Here is a 20197-nt window from a genome sequence, read left to right as displayed (position 1 = left end):
GTCCTACTCCACCGCCAGCGCATAGATGGCCGCGACGCGCTTGCCGAGGTCGTCGGGCAGCATTGACACAGCGGATGCCACGGACTCTTCGCAGCTGCGCAGCCGATCCCTCTCCGCACTGTGGAACGGACTCAGCCAGAACCAGTCCGAGCTGTCGTCCGACATCACGCTCGCCAGGAATGCGGTCACAACCGAGAAGGCCATGATCGAGTGAACAAACCCGAACAGTGGCCGCTTCGCGTCCTTCCACGGCGACCAGAAGATGGGCGTGTACGGGTCGAGACGCAGGCCCCGTGATGCCAGCCAGTCGTTCAAGTACGCATGTGTCGCCTCGTGAATCAAGTCACGAGCGACAAGCTCGGCTCGTGGCATGAGGTGCAGGTGAACGACATACGGAAGCCCTCCCGTTGCCCACGTAGCCGTCGGCGCTCCTGGGGTTGCAATACCGAGAACCGCCACAACGCCAACTGTGTCGCTGAAGCACCGCAGGTTTCCGGTTCGCTCGAGCACCCGCACGGCACTCGTCAACAGCTCCCGTTCCCGCGAGGAAGGGCTGGCGATGGCGAGCCCATGGGAGAACATGCACTGATCCTCGTCGAGACCTGCACACTGCAACGCCTTGACCGAATCCACCGCGACCAGGGCCCTAGCGCCGTCCTCCAAGAGCTCATGGGCAGATGCGCGCAACTCGATTTCGCTGCCCTGGGACTTCTCGATGGATTCCCTGAGGTGGAAGGCAACTTCGTTCGCGATCGCGTAGTCGGCGAGTTCATCTCCACGAATTATGGGGTGGTCGAGTCCGAGACTCTCGAGCCCGTTCCGAACGAGGTGGGCCCGCCGGGTACGAAATTTCCGAATTTCTTCGTCCACTGTAAGAAAGCAGCTGATTTCACTCATTCTTCGCTCCTCTGAAGCAACCGATCCACACTGCCCACGATTGTGCGGCGAGCATCACAGAATTCCTCTGAGAGGCCCGCATCACGCATGACTTTGCGCATGAACAGTTCACTGCCCCGGCAGCCGGCCCAGGCAGAACATGCCTTGCACTCTTCGAGAAATGGGGCCCACTCGGCAACGGCCTGATTCGACTGCGTCTCGAGGAATTTGTCTATCTGGTCGGTCGTGGTCTCGTTGAGGACGAACTCATGTCCGCGGTCATGCCCCGCGACCCTGCCGCCAGGGTAGAGCGTGAGGAGTTGCCCGTCCTTCGTCATCGAGTAGTCGGTGTACGTACCTTCCAGGCCCGACAGATTGTTGGCTATCGACACCGTGGGCTCCAACGAGAACGACCGCCACGCGCCTGAAGAGATCCATGCATCTTGGGCATCCTCGACGAACTGCGCGTAGTCGGTGGGACTGATAGTCCAGCCCGGCCGGCCGTCGCGACCACCCCCCTCGCTCGCGTACAGCTCCATAAGCTTTCCGCTGACCGTGGCACGCGGGCGCACAGACACGTCCTCGTCATAGCAGGGCAGGAGCTTGACTGATGCGAGGCCTTCGAAGTCCTTCACCGAATCCATGAACTCGCGGCCGCCACCGACATGAGCTGTGGTGACAACACAGATCAGGCCGAAGGAATGACCTGTTTCGCCGAGCAGCCTGATGCCGGCCAGCGTGGCCGCATCGGTCGATCTTCCGCTGTAATCGATGCGGTATTTCGACTGCGGCCCCACGCCGTCGAAGCTCACCCCCCAGGTCAAGCCGGGGCAGTACTCGTCGAAGAGCTGAAGCCAGGAGGCGTCGAGTCGGACGGCATTGGTCTGGATCGCCACCGATTCCACGGTCGGGCAATCTCTCAAGACTTCGAGAATCGGTGTCATCCTTCGCTTCCCGAGCAGGAGCGGTTCTCCACCGTGCAGGATGCAGTGCACACTTCTGGAGCCCAGCCGATCGAGAAAATGCTGAACCTGTTCGGCATTCAAGGCACCTGCCTGGTCGGGCTTTCGCCGCTCGTAGCAATACGAACAATCGATATTGCAGGCCTGACCTACCAGCTTGAGAATAGCGATTACGGAATTGTCGTCATGGTGTATCTCCACAGGCACAGGTTTCACTGTGAACGACTTCATCTCTTACTCGCTCTCACTGGCTGGAATTCGATGTTTCCCGGCGCCCGGGAAGAGGGACCGATGGTTGGCACGGGGATGGATGAATCACCCCCGTGCCAACTATGTGCGTCAATCCTGATCGCGCATCTCGTCGGTCAGCAACGCCCAGTCCCGCGTCGAAACGCTAGACGTGAAGGCTGTAACCACTCGATCCTGCCAGACCGGATCGGAATCGCGCATCGCTTCCATGAATTTTGCGAAGTTAGCGCGTTCCTGAGTGGCCTGCAGATCGCTCTTGTTCTGGCTCATATTAACACCCCCTTAAATCCTCGAGTAAATGGCGTCCTGTACTTCAATGCAGCACAGGAACTTTACGATTACATGGGCCAATGAGTCTGTCAAGATTTCTGAATTGTCCGCTCAACAGGCATGAAATGGACTGACGACTTCGAAAGGGTAGAATCGAGTCAGCATGGTGAAGCCTCGTCCGGATCAGAGAGCTACGCCACCTGAGGCTGCCGCCACAAGCCGTCCGTCGGCATCGGTGTCGGGAGCGTCCTACTGCTTATAATTCGAGCTGAATCGTAAATCTACAGATCGCTATATTTCGCAGTCGGTCTGCGCCGCTGGCATCGAAGTGCTTTCAAACTTGTGAATGGATGACATTCAAGTGGTTCAAGTTCCGCCTCGAGCAGCAGGGGGAACCTGATCGATGTCGGCAGCAAGTTCTTCGGCGAGGTTTTTCCATACTTGCGCCCATCCGCCTGCTGCCTTGGCGATCAACATCACGGTATGTGCGGGCAGACGTCCGAGCACACTGTCTCTAGCCGAAAGATCGGACAGATCGAGGCTCAGCACTGGCAGCAGCGTGCGGCCGAGTTGGCTCGCCCGCAGGGCGGGATCGCGTTGCAGCAGTCCTACAACCCGACCGTAGTCGACAAGGTCTCGTCCAGATGTGCCTCGGCTGCGCCGGGGCCGCGCCCCGTCGGGTACTGCGTCCTCGCCGCACGCCAGCCTGCGGCGCACGTCTGCGACTGTCGCCGGAGACAGGCCGACCTGTTCGGCAATTTCACGCAGCGACCGGTTCCCATCCGACTCCAGCAGTTCTTTTGCTCGTAGCCGCGCTTCGGCACTGTGCAGCGGCCGTATCTTGCCGTCGCGGCCATGTCGCGCGTTCAACTGCTGCTCGTCGCCGGTTGAACTTCGTAATGTCGCCACTGTCCGTGGGCTGACGCCGCTTGCCGACGCCACCAACCGGTCCGACCATTGCGGGTGACTCTCAATGATCCGAACCGCCGCCGCGAGACGTTCAGCCCGAGTCAAGGGCAGGCCGTGGGCTACATTGCCCTTGACGGCCAACACGAATGCGTCGATCTCGCGACCCTCGAAGAAGCGCACCCGAATTGTCGCGTCACCGCGCCATTCTGCAGCACGCAGCCGATGAGCACCGTCCACCACCCGCATCGTTGAGCGGTGCACAACAATTGGCGGCCATTGGTCCGCTGCTTCCGCCAATGCCCTCACATGAGCTTCGCTCTCACCGTCTTTCCGCGGCGATAAGCCCAGCCGTAACCGGGACAACGGAACCTCAACTGTTTCGGCTGCCACCTGACGGCTCAACAGATCGTCGAGCTCATTGCGGTCTTCTGCTCGTCCGGAACTTCGGTCCTCATCAATCATTCGTGCGCATCTCCCCGTACCCCCGTGACTCGACTTACAGCTCGGCAAGAGCATTCGGCGCCAGCCCGCTGCTGCGCGTCCTCGGACTGGTCGGCCGCCCTCTACAGTACGGATCCGGCAGCTTGCCAACTCGAGCAAGACTGCGGGCCAACGTGCAGGCCACGCCCAACACGCAGGTCATAGCCCAAAAGCTGGCGTCCGGTCCGGACAGCTCAGGTGTCCGGACCGGACACGTGAGCTTCGAAGTCTGCGGGTGGTTCGCGAGGGCTTGTGGCAGTACCGGCGATTCGAGTCGATCACCCATCGTGGCGGGCGCCCTGCTGGCCGGCGCGGTGCTGATGTCCGTCGCTCCCGCGCAGGCTCAGGCCCCGGTCGAGGCCCAGGCGATCGGCAACAGCGAGCCGGGGGTGCGACCCCAGATGACCTCTCAGTCTGCACCACCGCGCTACCAGCGCGAGTACGAGTACTGCCGCGAGATGATCCCCTCCTCGAAGCCGCAGGCACGGTACACGCGACGCGCGGCCTCGTTGCCCGGGTCGACACTGAGATAGATGCGCTCGATCGCGTCGGTGTGTGCCGCTTCGGCCAGCACATGCCGGGTCAGGGCCGTGCCATACGATCTGCCCCGAAACTCCTCCGACACCGACAGATAGTCGAGGCGGCCGAAGTCGGTACCGCTGACATGGATCCAGACCGCACAACCAGCGAGATGCCCGGCCGACTCCAGGACAGCGACCTGATAGCCGTCATCGAGGTAGTCGGCGAGCCGCGCTCGCGGGTCGGATGACCAATGATGGTGTCTGCCGAGCATTTCCGCGACGGCCGGGAATCCCGGATCACCGCTGCTCGACAGTTGCCGAATGGGAGGCTGCCCGGCAACCGTCCGGCAGCCGGTTCCGGTCGCCGGAATCTCGCAGCTCATCTCCAGCTGCGCCGCGCCGCGACGCCAGCCGTTGCGCCGCAGCGCCTCCGCCAGGACGACGTTGTCATCCTCGATGTAGCCGACCAGTGCGCTGGGCGCGACCCGCTGCGCGAGGACCAGTTCCAGCGTCCGCTCTGCGGTTTCGACGGTTCGCCATGCCCCATGGAGCAGCGGCCCGATCAGATAGCAGACCGCATCGGTGTCGGACACCAGCAAACCGGTGCAGCCGACCGCTGTGCCTGCCGCATCGCACACGATGAGCAGGTGCCGTTCCAGTTCGTTGTCGTAAAGTGCGAGCTCGGCCATCAGTTCGTGCTCGTCCGCACAGCGGGGATATCCGATTCCCTCAGCGCGTATGGACGTACTGCGCGCGCAGAGTTCCCCGATGAAGGACAGATCGGCGGCGCCGGCCGAGCGCAGTGATATTTCCGGCACCGAGTACATCTCCCCTTGTCACGAACTCGCCGGTCCCTCGGATCGCAGCCAGCGGAGCGGAAGCGATCTTGCGGAAAGTCCCCATGAAGCCCCGACTGCACACACTACCGAGGTGTAGCCGTTCTCCGAACCGATTTTCGCTTCGCGAGGAGCGGGCGAGTACATCTGTCCGCACCGCTCCGACTGGGTCGGCAATCTCTGGGCAATTGGTCTGACCACTTGACCTCCTGACCAACAAGGCGCACAGTGGACGCATGGCGTTGCAACCAGTGGTCAAGCGGTCGGTGTCGGCGGACGTGTTCGAGCAGATCGCCGCGGATGTGCTCAGTGGAGAGCTGGCGCCGGGGGCGACCTTGCCCAGTGAGCGGCAGTTGGCGGAGGCGCTGGGGGTGTCCCGGCCCGCGGTGCGGGAAGCGCTACAGCGGCTGGCCGCGGCGGGGTTGGTATCCGTGCGACAGGGTGACGCGACGACCGTGCTGGACTATCGGCGCGGCGCGGGGCTCGAGGTTCTGCCCAGGCTGCTGGTGCAGGCCGGGGAGCTGGACCCGGCCGTCGCTCGCAGCATTCTGGAGGCCCGGCTGCACAACGGGCCGAAGGTGGCGGAGTTGGCCGCGTGCCGGGTCGGCGCGATCGGCGCAGGCGAGGTCCGCCCCCTACTGGAGGCGTCGGTCGAAGCGCTTGCCGTCGAACAGGATCCGATCGTCCAGCAGCGGCACGCGATGGAGTTCTGGGATCACGTCGTGGACGCGGCCGACTCGATCGTCTTCCGGTTGATGTTCAACATGTTGCGCGCCGCCTATGAACCGGCGCTCGCGGCGCTGGCCCCGATCATGTCCGCCGAGGTGGGCAATGTCGAGGCATACCGCGAACTGGCCGCCGCCATCGCGGCGGGCCGGCCGCAGAAGGCCGCCACCACCGCTCGGGCGCTGCTCGAGCCGGCGACCACCGCTCTGATCGAGGTCCTCGGCGGACCACCGGTCACGCACAGCTAGGAACGAACATGACCAAATCCAAGGCATCCGAACGCGATTCGATCGAGACCGACGCGCGGGCGCGGGTACGCAGAGACGAGCGGGCACTGCGCCGCGGACTCACCCTCGGACAGGCCTTCGAAGAATTCCTCCGCCATCCATCGCCGTGGATGATCGGGACCGCGCTGGTGGGCGCGGTGATCGCCCGGATCGTCGTCGGTGACTGGCAGCCGACCGACCTGCTGGTTCCAGCCGTGATGCTGGCGTTGTTCCCGGTCTTCGAATGGATCGTGCACGTCACCGTGTTGCATTGGCGGCCACGGCGGCTCGGCCCGATCGCGTTGGACAGCGAACTGGCCCGCAAGCACCGCGAGCACCACGTGGACCCGCGCGACATCCCGCTGATCTTCATCCCGACGAGAACACTGTCGGTGCTGGTCGTGGTCCTGGCCGCGCTGGCGCTGTTCGCCTTCCCCCGCCTGGGTCTCGGGCTGACCTTCCTGATCACCATCACCCTGCTCGGCCTCGGTTACGAGTGGACGCACTACCTCGTCCACACCGACTACAAGCCGAAAGGCTCGCTCTACCGGGCGGTCTGGCGCAACCATCGCCACCACCACTACAAGAACGAGCACTACTGGTTCACGGTCACCAGCTCGGGCACCGCCGACCGCCTCTTCGGCACCTACCCCGACCCGGCCACCACCGAGACCTCACCCACCGCGCGCAACCTGCACTCCGCCTGATCCGCGGGGGTGCCGCCGTCACGCGACAGCGAATCCGTGCGCCGAGCCATCACTCTGGGAGACGCATCGCGGCCTCGCGTCACCGCACCCCGGTCTCGAAGCGGTCTACTGCGCGGCTAGCAAACGCTGGGCGATGGTTCGCGCACGGTTCGCGGCGTCCGGGGTTCCCTCGCGGACGGCGGTGACGATCGCACCGTCGACCAGGAGCGCGAGTTCGGCGGCCAGTTCGGTGGCGTCCGATCTCCCCGCCTCGGTGAGAAGTTCGCTCAGATAAGCGATGACACGGCGCTTGTGCCGATCGGCGACCTGATGCGCGGCGCTCGCGCGATCGGCGACCTCGACCATGGTGTTGATGAAGGCGCAGCCGCGGAAATCCTTGCGGGCGAACCGGTCCGCCAAGGCGTCGAAGACGGCGAGCGGGCGGGCGGCCGGGTCGTCGGTCTTCGCCTCGACCGATTCCCGCAACCAGCCCAGCCAGCGGCGGTCGCGGTCCTCCAGCACCGCGACGATCAGGTCGTCCTTGCTCGCGAAATGGCGATAGAAGGAAGCGCGGCCCACGCCCGACTCCTGGAGCAGGCGGTCGATGCCGACGGCACGGATGCCCTCGGCGTAGAACAGGTCTTCCGCCGTGGTGAGCAAGCGCTGCTTGGCCCGGGTTGCCATGCTGCCACGGTAGCAGAACGGAACTGATCGGTACCGTCCAGCTTGACCGATATGGAACCGGTCAGTACCGTCTCGAATCGGCACCGATCGGTACCATCTTGTCCGCGTTATCAGAGTTATCCGAGTTATCCGAGTTGTCCGAGCTGGAGGCTTCGATGTCCCGCCTGACCCTTGTGCCCACCAACTCCGCCGATGCCGAGCAGACCGAGCTGCTCACCGAGGTGGAGCGCCAACTGGGCCGCGTCCCGAATCTCTATGCCGCCATGGCGAACAGCCCGGCAACCCTGCGCGGCTACCTGAACCTGCGCGAAGCGCTGGGCCGAGGGAAACTCTCGGCCCGCATTCGCGAACAGCTCGCCCTGCTGGTCGCGAGGGAGAACGGCTGCGACTACTGCACAGCCGCGCACACCATGCGCGCGAACCGAATGGGCTTGACCGAGCAGGCGATCATCGACACCCGCGCGGCGCGCGCCGCTGACCCACACACCGACGCGATCCTGCGCCTCGCCCGTGACATGCTCCGCACCCGCGGACGGATCGATGACGCCACTCTCGCCTCGGCGCGCGCGGTGGGCGTGAGCGACGCCGAACTGAGCGAGATCGTCGGCCATGTCGCGCTGAACGTCCTGTCCAACTACTTCAATCACGTCGCCGAGCCGGAACTCGACTTCCCGCCCGCGGCACCGGCGAAAGGCACCGCAATGGATGCGAAATGGCGGCCCGCGACCGAGGTCACCCTGGTCGAGGGCTATTCCCTGCTGGACCGGGACGGACAGCCCGCACGCACCGTCGCCGACGTGCGCATCGCGATCGAGGGCGGGTTCTTGCACGTCGAGGTCTCCGATTCCGCCGAAGTACAGATCGTCTCGGCTCCCGCCGTCGCGCTCGTGACCTACCGCTCGTCCTGAGCGATCCACCCCGAGCCCGGTCCGCAGTCCGCTGCGGACCGGGCTTTCTCGCATGCGCCGAAGGCCACACTTGACACCCATATACCCTAGGGGGGTACCGTAACTGACGAAGCAGTTACCCGAGGAGGACCACCATGAGCACCACAACCGTCACCGTGACCGGCATGACCTGCGGCGGCTGCGCCGCCTCGGTCCGCACCGAGATCGGCCGCATCTCCGGCGTCGGCTCCGTGGCGATCGATCTCGCCGACGGACTGGTGACCGTCGAGAGCGCGAGCCCGATCGAGCGCACCGACGTTGCCGCCGCGGTGGCCCGCGCCGGCTACACGGTCGCCGACTGACGAGGAGCACGGCGATGAACGCGTCCACCAAGTTCGGCGGCTTCGCCCTCGGCCTCGCCGCGGTCTTCGGGATCGCCCTCGTGGCCGGTTCGGTCCTCGGACCGGAACCCACCGAACCCGCCACCCACGACTCGACTGCTCACGCCGCCGAGGACGAAACCCCCTCAGACGCTCTACCTGGAGGAATGATGGCGACCGACCGCGGCTACACCTTGCGGCTCGACACCACCCAGACCGCCGCCGCGACGAACGTGCCGCTGCGTTTCACCATCCTCGACCGGGACGCGAAACCCGTCACCCGCTACGTGCGCAGCCACGACAAGGATCTCCACTTGATCGTCGTGCGCCGCGACATGGCCGCCTACCAGCACGTGCACCCGGTGCTCGACGGCAACGGAACCTGGAGCGTCCCGCTCGATCTCACCCGTGCGGGCGACTACCGGGTGTTCGCCGACTTCACACCCGAGGGCGGCGACAACCTGACGCTGGGCGCGGACCTCCGGGTAGCGGGAGGTTACGACCCGCAGCGATTGCCCGCCCCCACACGCACCGCCACTGTCGGCGACTACACCGTCACACTGGACGGCACTGTCGCCCCCGGCCGGACCTCGAAAGTGACGCTGTCGGTGAGCCGCGCCGGGAAACCGGTGACCGACTTGCAGCCCTACCTCGGCGCCTACGGCCACTTGGTGGCGCTGCGCGCCGCCGACCTGGGCTACCTGCACGTCCACCCGGAAGGCCACCCCGGTGACGGCGTGACTGCGGCCGGGCCGGGCATCACCTTCGCCGTCACGGCGTCGAGCGCGGGCGACTATCGCCTGTTCCTCGACTTCCAGCACGCGGGCGTGGTCCGCACCGCCGAATTCACCCTGACCGTCGCGCCGGGCACCCCCGACGTGGACGCCTCGACCCACAACGAACACACTGGTCAGCAGCAGGCGCCGGATGGCCACGGTCACGGCCACGGCCACTGATCCGACGTCCGCACCGCGCCGCACAGAAACGGAGCACCCACGATGACCACCGCGACACAACCGCCGCCCTCCGGGCAGGTCGAACTCGTGATCGGTGGAATGACCTGCGCGTCCTGCGCCGCACGCATCGAGAAGAAACTCAACAAGCTCGACGGTGTCACCGCCACCGTGAACTACGCGACGGAGAAGGCCAGGGTCGAGGTCACCGGCGAGGTCTCGCCGGACGAGCTGATCGCCACCGTCGAACAGGCCGGCTACACCGCCGCGCTACCCGCCGCGCCGAAGCCGCAGGAAACCTCCGCCCCCGAAGAGGACCCCGCCGCCGCCCTGCGCACTCGCCTGCTTGTCTCGCTGGTGCTGTCGGTGCCGGTGATCGCCATGGCGATGATCCCGGCTCTGCAGTTCACCAATTGGCAGTGGCTCTCGCTCACCCTGGCCGCGCCGGTGGTGGTGTGGGGTGCGCTGCCGTTCCACCGCGCGGCGTGGACCAATCTGCGTCACGGCGCCGCGACCATGGACACCCTGATCTCGATGGGGACGCTGGCCGCGCTGGGCTGGTCGCTGTACGCGCTGTTCTGGGGCACCGCGGGCACGCCTGGCATGACGCATCCGTTCGAGTTCACCATCTCCCGGATGGACGGCACCGGCAGCATCTACCTCGAGGCCGCGGCAGGCGTCACCACGTTCCTCCTGGCCGGGCGCTTTTTCGAAGCGCGCGCCAAACGGCGGGCCGGTGCCGCGCTGCGTGCTCTGCTGGAGCTGGGCGCCAAGGAAGTCTCGGTGCTGCGCAACGGGACCGAACGGCGCATCCCGGTGGAGCAGCTGACGGTCGGCGATCGGTTCGTGGTGCGGCCCGGCGAGAAGATCGCCACCGACGGCGTCGTGGTGGAAGGTTCCTCGGCGGTCGACGCCTCGATGCTCACCGGCGAGTCGGTGCCGGTGGAGGTCGGCGAGGACGACGCCGTGGTTGGTGCGACCGTCAACGTGGGCGGGCGGCTCGTAGTACGCGCCACCAGGATCGGATCGGACACCCAGCTGGCGCAGATGGCGAAGCTGGTCGAAGACGCGCAGACCGGCAAAGCGCAGGCACAGCGGCTGGCCGATCGGATCTCCGGGTTCTTCGTGCCGATCGTGATCGCACTGTCGGTCGCGACGCTCGGATTCTGGCTCGGCACCGGCGGTTCGGTGGCCGCGGCGTTCACCGCGGCGGTGGCGGTGCTGATCATCGCCTGCCCGTGCGCGCTGGGGCTGGCCACGCCGACCGCGCTGATGGTCGGCACCGGACGCGGCGCGCAACTGGGCATCCTGATCAAGGGTCCCGAAGTGCTGGAGTCGACCCGGCGCGTGGACACGATCGTGCTGGACAAGACCGGCACGGTCACCGCGGGGAAGATGACCCTGCTCGACGTGGTGCCCGCCGAAGGCGAGCAGGTCACGCGGATTCTGGAACTGGCGGGAGCGCTGGAGGATTCGTCCGAGCACCCGATCGCCCAGGCCATCGCCAAAGGCGCCAGGGAGCGAGTGGGCGAGCTGAAGCCGGTCGACGACTTCGCGAACGTGGCGGGTCTCGGCGTGCAGGGCATGGTGGACGGCCACGCGGTGCTGGTCGGGCGCGCCCGGTTGCTCGCCGACTGGTCGCAGCACCTCGACGACGATCTGTCCCAGGCGATCCGTGCGGCCGAAGCCGAAGGCAAGACCGCCGTCGCGGTGGGCTGGGACGGTAAGGCGCGCGGTGTGCTCGTGGTGGCGGACGCGGTGAAACCGACCTCCGCCGAAGCGATCGCCCAGCTGCGTGCCCTCGGTCTCACCCCGATCATGCTGACCGGCGACAACCAGGCGGCCGCAGACGCGATCGCCGCGCAGGTGGGCATCGATGAGGTGATCGCGGAGGTGCTGCCACAGGACAAGGTCGACACCGTCAAACGGTTGCAGGCCGAGGGCAAAGTGGTCGCGATGGTGGGCGACGGTGTGAACGACGCCGCGGCGCTGGCCCAGGCCGACCTGGGCCTGGCCATGGGCACCGGCACCGACGTGGCCATCGAGGCGGGCGATCTGACCCTGGTGCGCGGCGACCTGCGGGCGGCGGCGGACGCGATCCGCCTGTCCCGCCGCACCCTCGCGACCATCAAGGGCAATCTGTTCTGGGCCTTCGCCTACAACGTGGCCGCGATCCCACTGGCCATGGCGGGTCTGCTGAACCCGATGCTCGCGGGCGCGGCGATGGCGTTCTCCTCGGTCTTCGTGGTGAGCAACAGCCTGCGGTTGCGCGGTTTTCGCTCGACGGCTAACTGAACACCGGACGGGACGGCACACGTAGTTGTCGTCCCGTCCGTGCGTCAGTGGAGAACCTCTCATGGCGCCATTTTTACGATACGGGGCATTTCTGCCACTGTCGGGCGGGTCGCGTAGGCAGCCATGATCTGTGGTGTTCGCAGGAAACGCTCCGCGCCGAGCCACCGGCCGAGCACGAACAAAGGAAATCCATGATCGTCCGTTCACTGCAAGAGATCATCGGCACCGAGCGCGACGTGCAGGGCCCTGGGTGGAACAGCCGTCGCCTGGTGCTCGCCCGCGAGAGGATCGGCTTCTCCGTGAACGACACCGTGGTCGACGCGGGCGCCGAGCTCGAGATGTGGTATGCCAACCACATCGAAGCCGTCTACGTGATCGAGGGACAAGGTGAAGTGGTCGACGACGAGACCGGGGAGACGCACCGCTTGGAGCCCGGCGTGATGTACCTCGTCGACGCTCACCAGCGGCACACCCTGCGCGCCCATACCCGGTTCCGCGCGGTCTGCGTGTTCAACCCGCCCCTCACCGGCCGCGAGGTCCACGACGAGAACGGCGCCTTCCCGCTGCTGACCGAGGAGGACCGGTAAGCGACAGCGTTCCCGAGCCCGGCCACGAGGGCGAGCCGCTCCGCGGATTCGCCAGCGACAACAACGCCCGATCGTGCGGCCGGTCCGGGCGAACGCCGTTTTCGCCGTACTACCCCGGGAGGTCACCGAGCGACTGCGGACGCGGTTCCGCTTCCACATCTGGGATGAGCGCACCGGTGAGGTCCGTTGGATGTGCTCGTTCGACACCACCGAGGCCGATGTGGACGCCTTCGCAGCGGCAATCGCCCAGGAAATGGCCGCTCAGTCCCCGGCTTACTCAGAATGATGACGAAACACCGGACGGGACGGCACACGTAGTGTCGTCCCGTCCGGGCATCCGCCAGGAGGTCTCCATGTCGGCAATCACCGAAGGCGCGGCGCGGCTCGCGCGGCATCCGGTGACCAGATGTCTCGCCGCGTGCTTGCTCGCCGCCGCCGGCCGAGCCCTACGCTCGAGCACAGCGAATTCCGGCAACGCATGCGCATAATGCCATGGGCGAGCATACCCCTGGCACACCAAATCCGAAACGGAAAGGTCAGCCGCGCAGGGTGGTGACCGTGACCAGCGAGGGCTGGAGGAACGACCCGTAAACCTCGATCGACACTCCGCCGGTCGGGGATTCGCCCGCCCACCGGGCATGCTCGGTGATCCCTTCGCCGAGCAGCGCTTTCGCGCCCGGCGACCAAGCGACGGCCACCTGGCTCAGCGCCGGTCCGAGATTCAGGTTCGCGATCGCCGCGGATTCATTGTTGTCGAAGTAGACCTCCGTGCCGCCCGGGAAAGGGTTCACCGCCACGGCGGACGCGCTCGCCCCGCCGAACGCGGCGGCAGACCCGCCTGCCACAACCGCTACCAAGACCGTCATGACCCGTTGACGCATCCGAATGTCCTTTTCGTGTAAGCACACCGGCCGTTCAGCCGGTCATGTCACCTTTGCCGAGCGGGCATCGTTCGGCAATTCGATGTGGCACTGATCACATGCAGCCTACGGTGTGCTGTCGGCGGCCGCGAACGTACTCGCGTGATCGGCGGCCCATTCGGCGAAAGTTCGCGCACGGCCGAGAATTTCGATTACGTCGGCGGTGACGATCGCATTGTGCCCGGCGCGCACATATGCTTGCCCCGCCAGCGCACCCTCGATGAATTCGACGGACATTCCGGACGCGAGCATATGTGCCCGCGCTTCGGTTTCGGGAATATCGGTCACATCCACCGGGCGGCCGGTGACGGTAGCCAAAGTCGCGGCCAGGTCGTGCGTGGTAAGCAATTCCGGCCCGGTGAGGGTGTAGACGCGGCCGGCGTGGTCGGCGGAAATCAGCGCCTCGACGGCGACTCCGGCGACGTCACGGGGATCGATGACACCCTGAGCGGCGTCGCCGGTCATGTTCGGCACCGGTTGTCCGGCCCGGATCGCGGCGGCCCAGCTCAGGGTGTTGGAGGCAAAGGAGCTGGGGCGCAGAACGGTCCAGTCGACCCCGCTCTCGCGCGTGGCCTGCTCACCGGGCAGATGCCAGGTGCCGACGCGGCCGAGGCCGCTGTCGCCGGTGCCGATGGCGGAAAGTTTGACGATTCGCCCGACTCCCGCGTCCCGCGCCGTGGCGATCAGCGCACGGTCGAGTTCCACATACTCCGGCCCCAGCACGCCGACTACGAACGCGGCCTCCGCACCGGCCATCGCCTTCGCCATGGACGCGAGGTCGGTGTAGTCGCCGCGCACCACTTCGACCCCTGCTGGGACCTCGGCTCGGTCCGGGTCGCGGGTGACGGCACGGATTGCGGTCCCGCGCGCGCTCAGCTGCCGGATGATTTCACTCCCGATGGTGCCGGTAGCACCGGTGATCACGATCATGTGGACCACGGTGCCGGGCGTTCGCGCAGGTCTCTAGGAAATTCCGGCACACCTGCGGAGCGTGCGGCTGCCTACAGTGGATGCGGTGACCACCCTGCTGCGCCCGCCAGTCGTGACGGCCGAGCTGGTCGAGACGTCCGAGCCAGCGCCGGAGTCGCTGCGGCCGTGGCTGGCCGAGCTCGGCCGCATCCCGACCGTGCTCGACCTGTCGGAGCCGTTCGCGCATGTGCCGCAGACGGCCACCACGATCGTGCTGCGCACCGAGCGCGGAGCGGGCGGCGACCATCGTGTCGCGCTGGTCGTCGGGCCGCAGACCAAGGCGAGCTACTCGCGCGCGAGCAAACCCGCGGGCTGTGTCCGCTTGCGGCTGGCCCCCGGTGCGGTCCCCGCGCTGCTCGGCGTTTCGGCGGCCGACCTCACCGATCGCGTACTGCGACTGGACGACCTGCCCGGCCCGGTCGCGCACCTGGCCGCCGAGCTGATCGAACTCGACCACGACGAGGTCGTGTCATACCTGGAGAACGAGCTGCCGCGCCGCATCCCCGACGATCCGGCCCAGCGTGCCCGCCGGGGACTGCTCACCACCGCCGTAGCCGCCATCGCCGCCGACCACCCACTCTCGGTCACCGAGCTGGCCGCGCGACTCTCCGTCAGCGAACGCCAACTCCGCAATCTGTTCACCAACGGAATAGGCGTTTCCCCCAAACACTTCGCGCGCATCGATCGAGTGCGCCGGGTCCTGTCCCGGACCGACGACGCGTCGTTGGCCGATATCGCCACCGGCACGGGCTATTACGACCAGTCCCACATGACAGCCGACTTCCGCAACCTGATGGGCGTCCCACCCACCTCCTACCTCCGAGGTGAGGTCCCGGCCCCTTCTCCGTGCCGCGCACTCACCCGTTTGCGCTGATCGGGGCAACATCGCGTTCGTTTCCCGTCGAGGGCAGTGCACTTACCTGCCTCCACTGACCTGGCGTGCCGCTCGCTCGCAATATAGACGTTCGCAAGGGAGGCGGGGTAAGCCTTCTGCGCCGTCCGGAAGGATTTCGACCGCGTCGGGGTAATGGGCGTGCCGCCATTCGCGCGCGAATGTCATCGCCGCCGTGACGCATGCGGCGAAATCCATTCGCAGACCGTGCAGGAACACACTCACGTGCACGTCGTCCGATGGATTCGCGCAGGGATCGCCGCACATCACGCACCTGACCCCAAGGAGTGAGTCGCGAAATCGCCCACGGTCACAGCGGCATTCGTCTCAGTGCGGCGGAAGTACCGGTAGTCCTCGCGGCTGACGATCACCGCCGCGACGAGCGTCGCGCACGATGAGTAGTCGCAGTTGTAGTGCAGTTCGAGCGCCTTCCTGGCATTCGCGGGATTGGTAACCACCCACTTCGGGTTGTCATGCGCCAGCCGGGACCGCAACTCCTCCACGCGGAGGAACCGCCGAGCGCGAGAGAAGTCATCCGACATGAGATGTCCCCGACCCGCGCCGAGTACGCGGCATTTGATCCGCCCACGCCCGAACGGCCTCGACCACAGCCGCGCCTGATGGCTTGAAGGCGTTGCGCGGCGGGACTATCCACTGCCGGATGGCCCCGGCCGAGGCCGTAGGCGAAGGCAGCGCGATCGTCGCTCCGGCCCGCGCGACCGCCACGTCCATGCGGAACAACTCGGCGAACAACCGCACGTCATCGGGCAGATCAGGCTGGATGAGGAAGGTCCACCGCCCCGAACGCGGATGCCCCACGATCGGTCCCAACGCAACGCCTCTGTTCTGCATGTGCGCTTTCACCGACTGCCCGAGGCGAGTAGGCATCGTCATCGCCCACACCGACCCCGCTCGCATGACGATCGACCCGAGTTCCGGCGGGTCGACCACAGCGGGGAGGCCGCACTCCCGCCGGTAGAACAGGCACCGTGACCGTGGTGTGTCTCCATGCGTTTCCATCGATAACCCCCGCTCTCACGATTCGGACCGGCCTCTACCAGGCGCTACGTAGTAGTCTCGGACCAATAGGTCAGGCGCGGAATCGGTTTGCGGTCCACAAGCGTCCACAGAAGCGGGGGTGCGTCGGCTCGATGGAAAATCCTGGATTTCTGCTTCGAACTGCCCGGCTGAGCCGAGGAGTGAGCCTTGCGGCGCTCGCCGCGAAGACCAATTACAGCAAGTCTCTGCTCGGGATGTTGGAGAACGGGCAGCGCGATGTGAAGCACGAGCACATCATCAGCTACTCGCGAGCGCTGAACATTCCGATCAGCGCCCTGATGGCACCATCACCGGACCCGATCCGAGTCGCACACGAATGGCTGGTGGGAGAATCCGCACCCAAGACACATGCCTCCGCTGGTCGGCGCGTCGGGGACGAGCTGGCGACCGAGATGGAACGACGTGTGGTCGAACTTCGGCATCTGGATGACAGCGTGGGTGGCGAGGACTTGTTCCCGCTGGTATTGCAGGAGTTCGAAAGCGCTCGGAAGATCATCACGGAATGCAGTTATTCCGATCGAGTCGGGAAGCGGCTGCTGACGGTCGCGGGTGAACTGGCACAACTCGCCGGGTGGGTGGCCAGCGACGCGGGCAGATACGACGACGCGCAGCGGCTTTATCTGAGCGGCGCATCCGCCGCCGATGATGCCGGAGACCGGGTGTTGACGGCGCAACTTCTGTCGAGTCTGAGCTACCAGATCGCCAATGTCGGGAATCCCAGCGAGGCGACGCTGCTCGCTCGCACCGCCGTCAAAGGCGCGACGGACGCGCCCCCGGTAGTCCGCTCCTTGCTGACGGATCGCTTGGCGTGGGCATGCGCGCGCTCGCGAGATCGCGAGGGAGCCGAACGGGCGCTCGATGCGGTCGATGAATCGTATGATCGCAGGTCATCCGACATTTCCGAGCCCGAGTGGGTGTACTGGATGGACCGCACCGAGATAGACGTCATGGCGGGCAGGTGCTTCGTCGAGCTGGGCCAACCGGCCAAGGCGAGCGCACTGCTTTCCCGTGCGATCGGGCAACTTTCGGCCGACCGAGCCCGTGAAGTTGCCCTGTATCGCACCTGGCTCGCGGAGTCCTTCTTGAAGAAGCGGGAACTGGACGCAGCACGCGCCACCATTCGAGAGGCGGAGACGGCAGCCGCCACCGCCCACTCGGCGCGGTTGGATCGGCGGATCGCCGAAGTACGGGGAATGCTCACCGGCTCCCACAGCCATGCGAGCGGGTCTCACTGATCGCCTCGATCACCATGCGGCTAGGCATATCACTTTTGCCGAGCCAGCGTCCGGCCATTCGATACGAGGCCGATCACACATCGACGCATGCGGCCATTCGTGCCCGGAATGCGGGTGGTGCGAACGTTTCCGCGTGGGCGCGGATGACGTGGGGGTCGTAGTGGGCGTTGTCGAAGTCCGCCATCGCCGCGGCCAGGCGGGTGACGACGTCCGGGTCGGCGCCCGGAGCGATGTGTTCGCCTGTCGTGCCAGGTCGTACCGTGTCGAGTGCGCCGCCGGCACCGAGGGCGATCACCGGGGTACCGCAGGCCATGGCTTCGACCGGGACGATGCCGAAGTCTTCCACGCCGGGCATGAGCAGGGCTCGGCAGCGTTGGTACATCTCCCGCAGCGTGTCGGTGGAGGTGGCGCCCAGAAACGTCGTCTCGGGCCCGGCGAGAGCTTCGAGCTGAGACCGGAAGCGCCCGTCGCCCAGCACGACCAGCCGTTTCCCGGCGAGTCGAGCGGCTCGGATGGCAAGATCGGCGCGCTTGTAGGGAACGAGGCGACCGGCGTAGAGAAAGAAGTCCTCCCGGGCACGTGCGGGATCGGGGGTGAAACGGTCGACATCGACGGGGGGATTGATCACGGTGGCGGTCAAGCCCCACCAGTCGCGGATCCGGTCGGCGACGGCGGTCGAGTTGGCGATCACCCGGGCCAGGCGCGGGGCGGCGCGCAGCTCGGCATGGCGGGCCAGTGCGCCCACGGCACCGAGGGCGAACTGGCCGGCCCGTCCACCGGCTTCGCGGATGCGGAACTCTCGATCCCAGGCCCATCGGGCGGGGCTGTGCACATAGGCGATCACGGGGGCGTCGGTGGCCAGTGCGGCCTGAGTGGCGAAGGAGTGGTGGCTGACGACCACGGCGTCATAGCCTCGCAACGGCATCCGGCGCAGGGACCGGGGGACGAGCGGGAGCAGAGGGGCGTGCCGGCCACGGGTCAGCGCGTGGGCGCGGGAGAGCCAGGTGTCGTGAACGTGCTGGACGGGCAGGCGGATTCCGCTCGGCATGACGATCGGCGCGTAGATGTCCGCGCCAGGCCAGGTGCGGGCGAACTCGCCCACCACGGCTTCGGACCCGCCGAATTCGGTGAACCGTTCGTGGACGATGGCGATGCGGGGTGCGGTCATCGAGATGTGCTCGCTTCGATCTGTCGGGGTGCGGCGGTGCGGCGAAGTGCGGGAGCGACCGATCGTCCGCGCAGCAGTCCGTCGACGGTGCCGCGTTCGAGGGCGGTCCGATACACCTGGGCCGCGTCCGCGCAAGCCGACAAGGTGGCGGCGATCGCGTCGTGGTCGTGTGCCGCCGAGGTGACGAAGGATTGCCCGAGCACTCCGCGTTGAAGCAGTTCTTGCAGAAACAGCGTGCGGAATGCCTGGGAGGGTTTTCCGTGGGAATCGAGGGTTTCGAAGATCAGGCACGAGGAGCGACCGCGGACCCGGAGGTGATCGCCGATGCCGAGTTCGTCTGCCAATGCCGCGAATCCGGCCGCCAGCGCGGCGCCTGCCGCTTCCATGCGGGAGATCGGATCGCCGGTCCGGTAGGCCGCGGCCACCGCACGGAAGGCCGCGAGCCCGCTGGTTTCCGGGCCGTGCGTGGTGGACAGCAGAAATACGCGGTCGGCGCCGGTGCGCAGGCCGCCCCGCTCGAGGTATTCGCGTCGTCCGGCGAGCGCCGAGATGGGGAATCCGTTACCCATGGCCTTGCCCCAGCAAGACAGGTCGGGAGTCACGCCATAGACGGACTGGGCGCCGCCAGGGGCCCAGCGGAATCCGGTGATCATCTCATCGAATACCAGCAAGGTGCCGTGCCGATCGCACAGGGCGCGCACCGCCTGGAGGTAGCCGATCTCGGGTTCCGCCGTCGCGGTAGCCGCTTCCATGACGACCGCGGCCACGGTGTCGCCCGCCAGGAGAGCGGCGAGAGAGTCGATGTCGTTGTAGGGAAAGCGAACCGTTTCGGCGCCGACGTGATCGGGGATGCCTGCCGACATCGGTGTCGTCGCGATGAACCAGTCGTCGACCGAGAAGAACGGCTGCTCGCAGACGGCGATCCGCTGGCGGCCGGACACGGCCCGGGCCAGCCGAACGGCGGCGGTGGTGGCATCGGAGCCGTTCTTGGCGAACTTGACCATGTCCGCACCGGGGACGAGGTCCAGGAAGTCCTCGGCCGCGAGCAGCTCCAGCTCGGTAGGCCTGCTGAAGTTCACTCCGTCGGCGATGGCGGTCGTCACGGCGTCGAGGACCGGTGCGTAGGCATGACCGAGGGTGACCGAACGCAGGCCCATTCCGTATTCGACGTACTGGTTGCCGTCGGCGTCCCACACTCTGCATCCGTTGCCGCGCACCAGTATCGGCGCCATCTGCTCGGGATACTGGTCGGCTCCGCGGGCGTAGGTGTGAGCGCCGCCGGGCACCAGCTCGTGCAACCGACGCTGCAGCGCATTGCTGCGGGCGAACCCGTGGTGCGGTGGGACGTCGGGGTGCGGGTTCATCTGGTGCTCCGTTCGCGGTGCGG

General features: G+C 66.5%; 21 protein-coding genes. 9 read left to right on the top strand and 12 right to left on the bottom strand.

Going from position 1 to position 20197, the window contains the following annotated elements:
- Positions 1-3: 3 nt before the first annotated feature.
- The 5 genes from IU450_RS04295 to IU450_RS04275 form a co-directional block, all read right to left on the bottom strand.
- A complete protein-coding gene (locus IU450_RS04295; RefSeq protein WP_195148409.1) occupies positions 4-897 on the bottom strand; it encodes an aKG-HExxH-type peptide beta-hydroxylase in 894 nt (297 codons plus the stop codon).
- Positions 894-2069: a radical SAM protein gene (locus IU450_RS04290; RefSeq protein ID WP_195148408.1), complete on the bottom strand. Its 1176-nt coding sequence runs from the start codon at positions 2067-2069 to the stop codon at positions 894-896. Before IU450_RS04290 ends, IU450_RS04295 begins: the two co-directional genes overlap by 4 nt.
- 108 nt (positions 2070-2177) lie before the next feature.
- Positions 2178-2357: a hypothetical protein gene (locus IU450_RS04285; protein ID WP_195148407.1), complete on the bottom strand. Its 180-nt coding sequence runs from the start codon at positions 2355-2357 to the stop codon at positions 2178-2180.
- Between the two features lie 366 nt (positions 2358-2723).
- Positions 2724-3728 (bottom strand): ParB N-terminal domain-containing protein, encoded by a 1005-nt coding sequence (locus IU450_RS04280; protein WP_195148406.1) that lies wholly within the window; start codon positions 3726-3728, stop codon positions 2724-2726.
- 445 nt (positions 3729-4173) lie between these two features.
- Positions 4174-4956 carry a GNAT family N-acetyltransferase gene (locus IU450_RS04275; protein ID WP_195148405.1) on the bottom strand — a complete coding sequence of 261 codons (783 nt, stop codon included), beginning with the start codon at positions 4954-4956 and terminating at the stop codon, positions 4174-4176.
- A gap of 383 nt (positions 4957-5339) precedes the next feature.
- Between IU450_RS04275 and IU450_RS04270 the strand changes: the two genes are divergently transcribed.
- Both IU450_RS04270 and IU450_RS04265 read left to right on the top strand, forming a co-directional pair.
- Entirely contained in the window at positions 5340-6077 is a 738-nt protein-coding gene (locus IU450_RS04270; protein ID WP_195148404.1) for a FadR/GntR family transcriptional regulator, read from the top strand.
- An 8-nt stretch (positions 6078-6085) separates the two neighbouring features.
- Positions 6086-6802, top strand: a complete 717-nt coding sequence (locus IU450_RS04265; protein WP_195148403.1) for a sterol desaturase family protein — start codon at positions 6086-6088, stop codon at positions 6800-6802.
- 105 nt (positions 6803-6907) lie between these two features.
- Here IU450_RS04265 and IU450_RS04260 read toward each other — a convergent pair whose 3' ends face one another.
- Positions 6908-7465 (bottom strand): TetR/AcrR family transcriptional regulator, encoded by a 558-nt coding sequence (locus IU450_RS04260; protein ID WP_195148402.1) that lies wholly within the window; start codon positions 7463-7465, stop codon positions 6908-6910.
- 155 nt (positions 7466-7620) lie between these two features.
- Between IU450_RS04260 and IU450_RS04255 the strand changes: the two genes are divergently transcribed.
- The 5 genes from IU450_RS04255 to IU450_RS04235 all read left to right on the top strand — a co-directional run bounded on the left by IU450_RS04255 (position 7621) and on the right by IU450_RS04235 (position 12567).
- Complete coding sequence (locus tag IU450_RS04255; protein ID WP_195148401.1) at positions 7621-8373, top strand: carboxymuconolactone decarboxylase family protein; 753 nt, start codon at positions 7621-7623, stop codon at positions 8371-8373.
- A 134-nt stretch (positions 8374-8507) separates the two neighbouring features.
- On the top strand, positions 8508-8714 hold the full coding sequence (locus IU450_RS04250; protein ID WP_195148400.1) for a heavy-metal-associated domain-containing protein: 207 nt from the start codon (positions 8508-8510) through the stop codon (positions 8712-8714).
- A gap of 14 nt (positions 8715-8728) precedes the next feature.
- The gene (locus tag IU450_RS04245) at positions 8729-9688 is read left to right on the top strand and encodes a hypothetical protein (protein ID WP_228833935.1); all 960 of its coding nucleotides are present in this window, start codon (positions 8729-8731) and stop codon (positions 9686-9688) included.
- Positions 9689-9730: 42 nt separating this feature from the next.
- Positions 9731-11980, top strand: coding sequence for a heavy metal translocating P-type ATPase (locus IU450_RS04240; RefSeq protein WP_195148399.1), 2250 nt, complete (start codon positions 9731-9733; stop codon positions 11978-11980).
- Between the two features lie 191 nt (positions 11981-12171).
- A complete protein-coding gene (locus IU450_RS04235) occupies positions 12172-12567 on the top strand; it encodes an ectoine synthase (protein WP_195148398.1) in 396 nt (131 codons plus the stop codon).
- A gap of 536 nt (positions 12568-13103) precedes the next feature.
- Here IU450_RS04235 and IU450_RS04230 read toward each other — a convergent pair.
- Positions 13104-13448 (bottom strand): hypothetical protein, encoded by a 345-nt coding sequence (locus tag IU450_RS04230; protein ID WP_157114654.1) that lies wholly within the window; start codon positions 13446-13448, stop codon positions 13104-13106.
- Positions 13449-13553: 105 nt separating this feature from the next.
- Positions 13554-14417 (bottom strand): NAD(P)H-binding protein, encoded by an 864-nt coding sequence (locus tag IU450_RS04225; RefSeq protein WP_195148397.1) that lies wholly within the window; start codon positions 14415-14417, stop codon positions 13554-13556.
- 85 nt (positions 14418-14502) lie between these two features.
- Here IU450_RS04225 and IU450_RS04220 point away from each other — a divergent pair, with 85 nt between their 5' ends.
- A complete protein-coding gene (locus IU450_RS04220; protein ID WP_324197523.1) occupies positions 14503-15330 on the top strand; it encodes a helix-turn-helix domain-containing protein in 828 nt (275 codons plus the stop codon).
- A gap of 284 nt (positions 15331-15614) precedes the next feature.
- On the opposite strand, the gene IU450_RS04215 is transcribed toward IU450_RS04220, so the two are convergent.
- Both IU450_RS04215 and IU450_RS04210 read right to left on the bottom strand, forming a co-directional pair.
- Entirely contained in the window at positions 15615-15851 is a 237-nt protein-coding gene (locus IU450_RS04215) for a hypothetical protein (protein WP_195148396.1), read from the bottom strand.
- Positions 15852-15879: 28 nt separating this feature from the next.
- On the bottom strand, positions 15880-16242 hold the full coding sequence (locus tag IU450_RS04210; RefSeq protein ID WP_228833934.1) for a hypothetical protein: 363 nt from the start codon (positions 16240-16242) through the stop codon (positions 15880-15882).
- A 95-nt stretch (positions 16243-16337) separates the two neighbouring features.
- Here IU450_RS04210 and IU450_RS04205 point away from each other — a divergent pair, with 95 nt between their 5' ends.
- Positions 16338-17642, top strand: coding sequence for a helix-turn-helix transcriptional regulator (locus IU450_RS04205; RefSeq protein ID WP_324197522.1), 1305 nt, complete (start codon positions 16338-16340; stop codon positions 17640-17642).
- A gap of 73 nt (positions 17643-17715) precedes the next feature.
- Here the strand turns inward: IU450_RS04205 and IU450_RS04200 are convergent, their stop codons facing one another.
- Positions 17716-18810 (bottom strand): glycosyltransferase, encoded by a 1095-nt coding sequence (locus tag IU450_RS04200; RefSeq protein WP_195148394.1) that lies wholly within the window; start codon positions 18808-18810, stop codon positions 17716-17718.
- Entirely contained in the window at positions 18807-20174 is a 1368-nt protein-coding gene (locus tag IU450_RS04195; protein WP_195148393.1) for a glutamate-1-semialdehyde 2,1-aminomutase, read from the bottom strand. The genes IU450_RS04200 and IU450_RS04195 overlap by 4 nt, the downstream gene beginning before the upstream one ends.
- Positions 20175-20197 lie beyond the last annotated feature (23 nt).

It is taken from the genome of Nocardia abscessus, assembly GCF_015477775.1.
GTDB lineage: Bacteria > Actinomycetota > Actinomycetes > Mycobacteriales > Mycobacteriaceae > Nocardia > Nocardia abscessus_A.
This window is presented reverse-complemented; position numbering and strand designations above follow the sequence as displayed.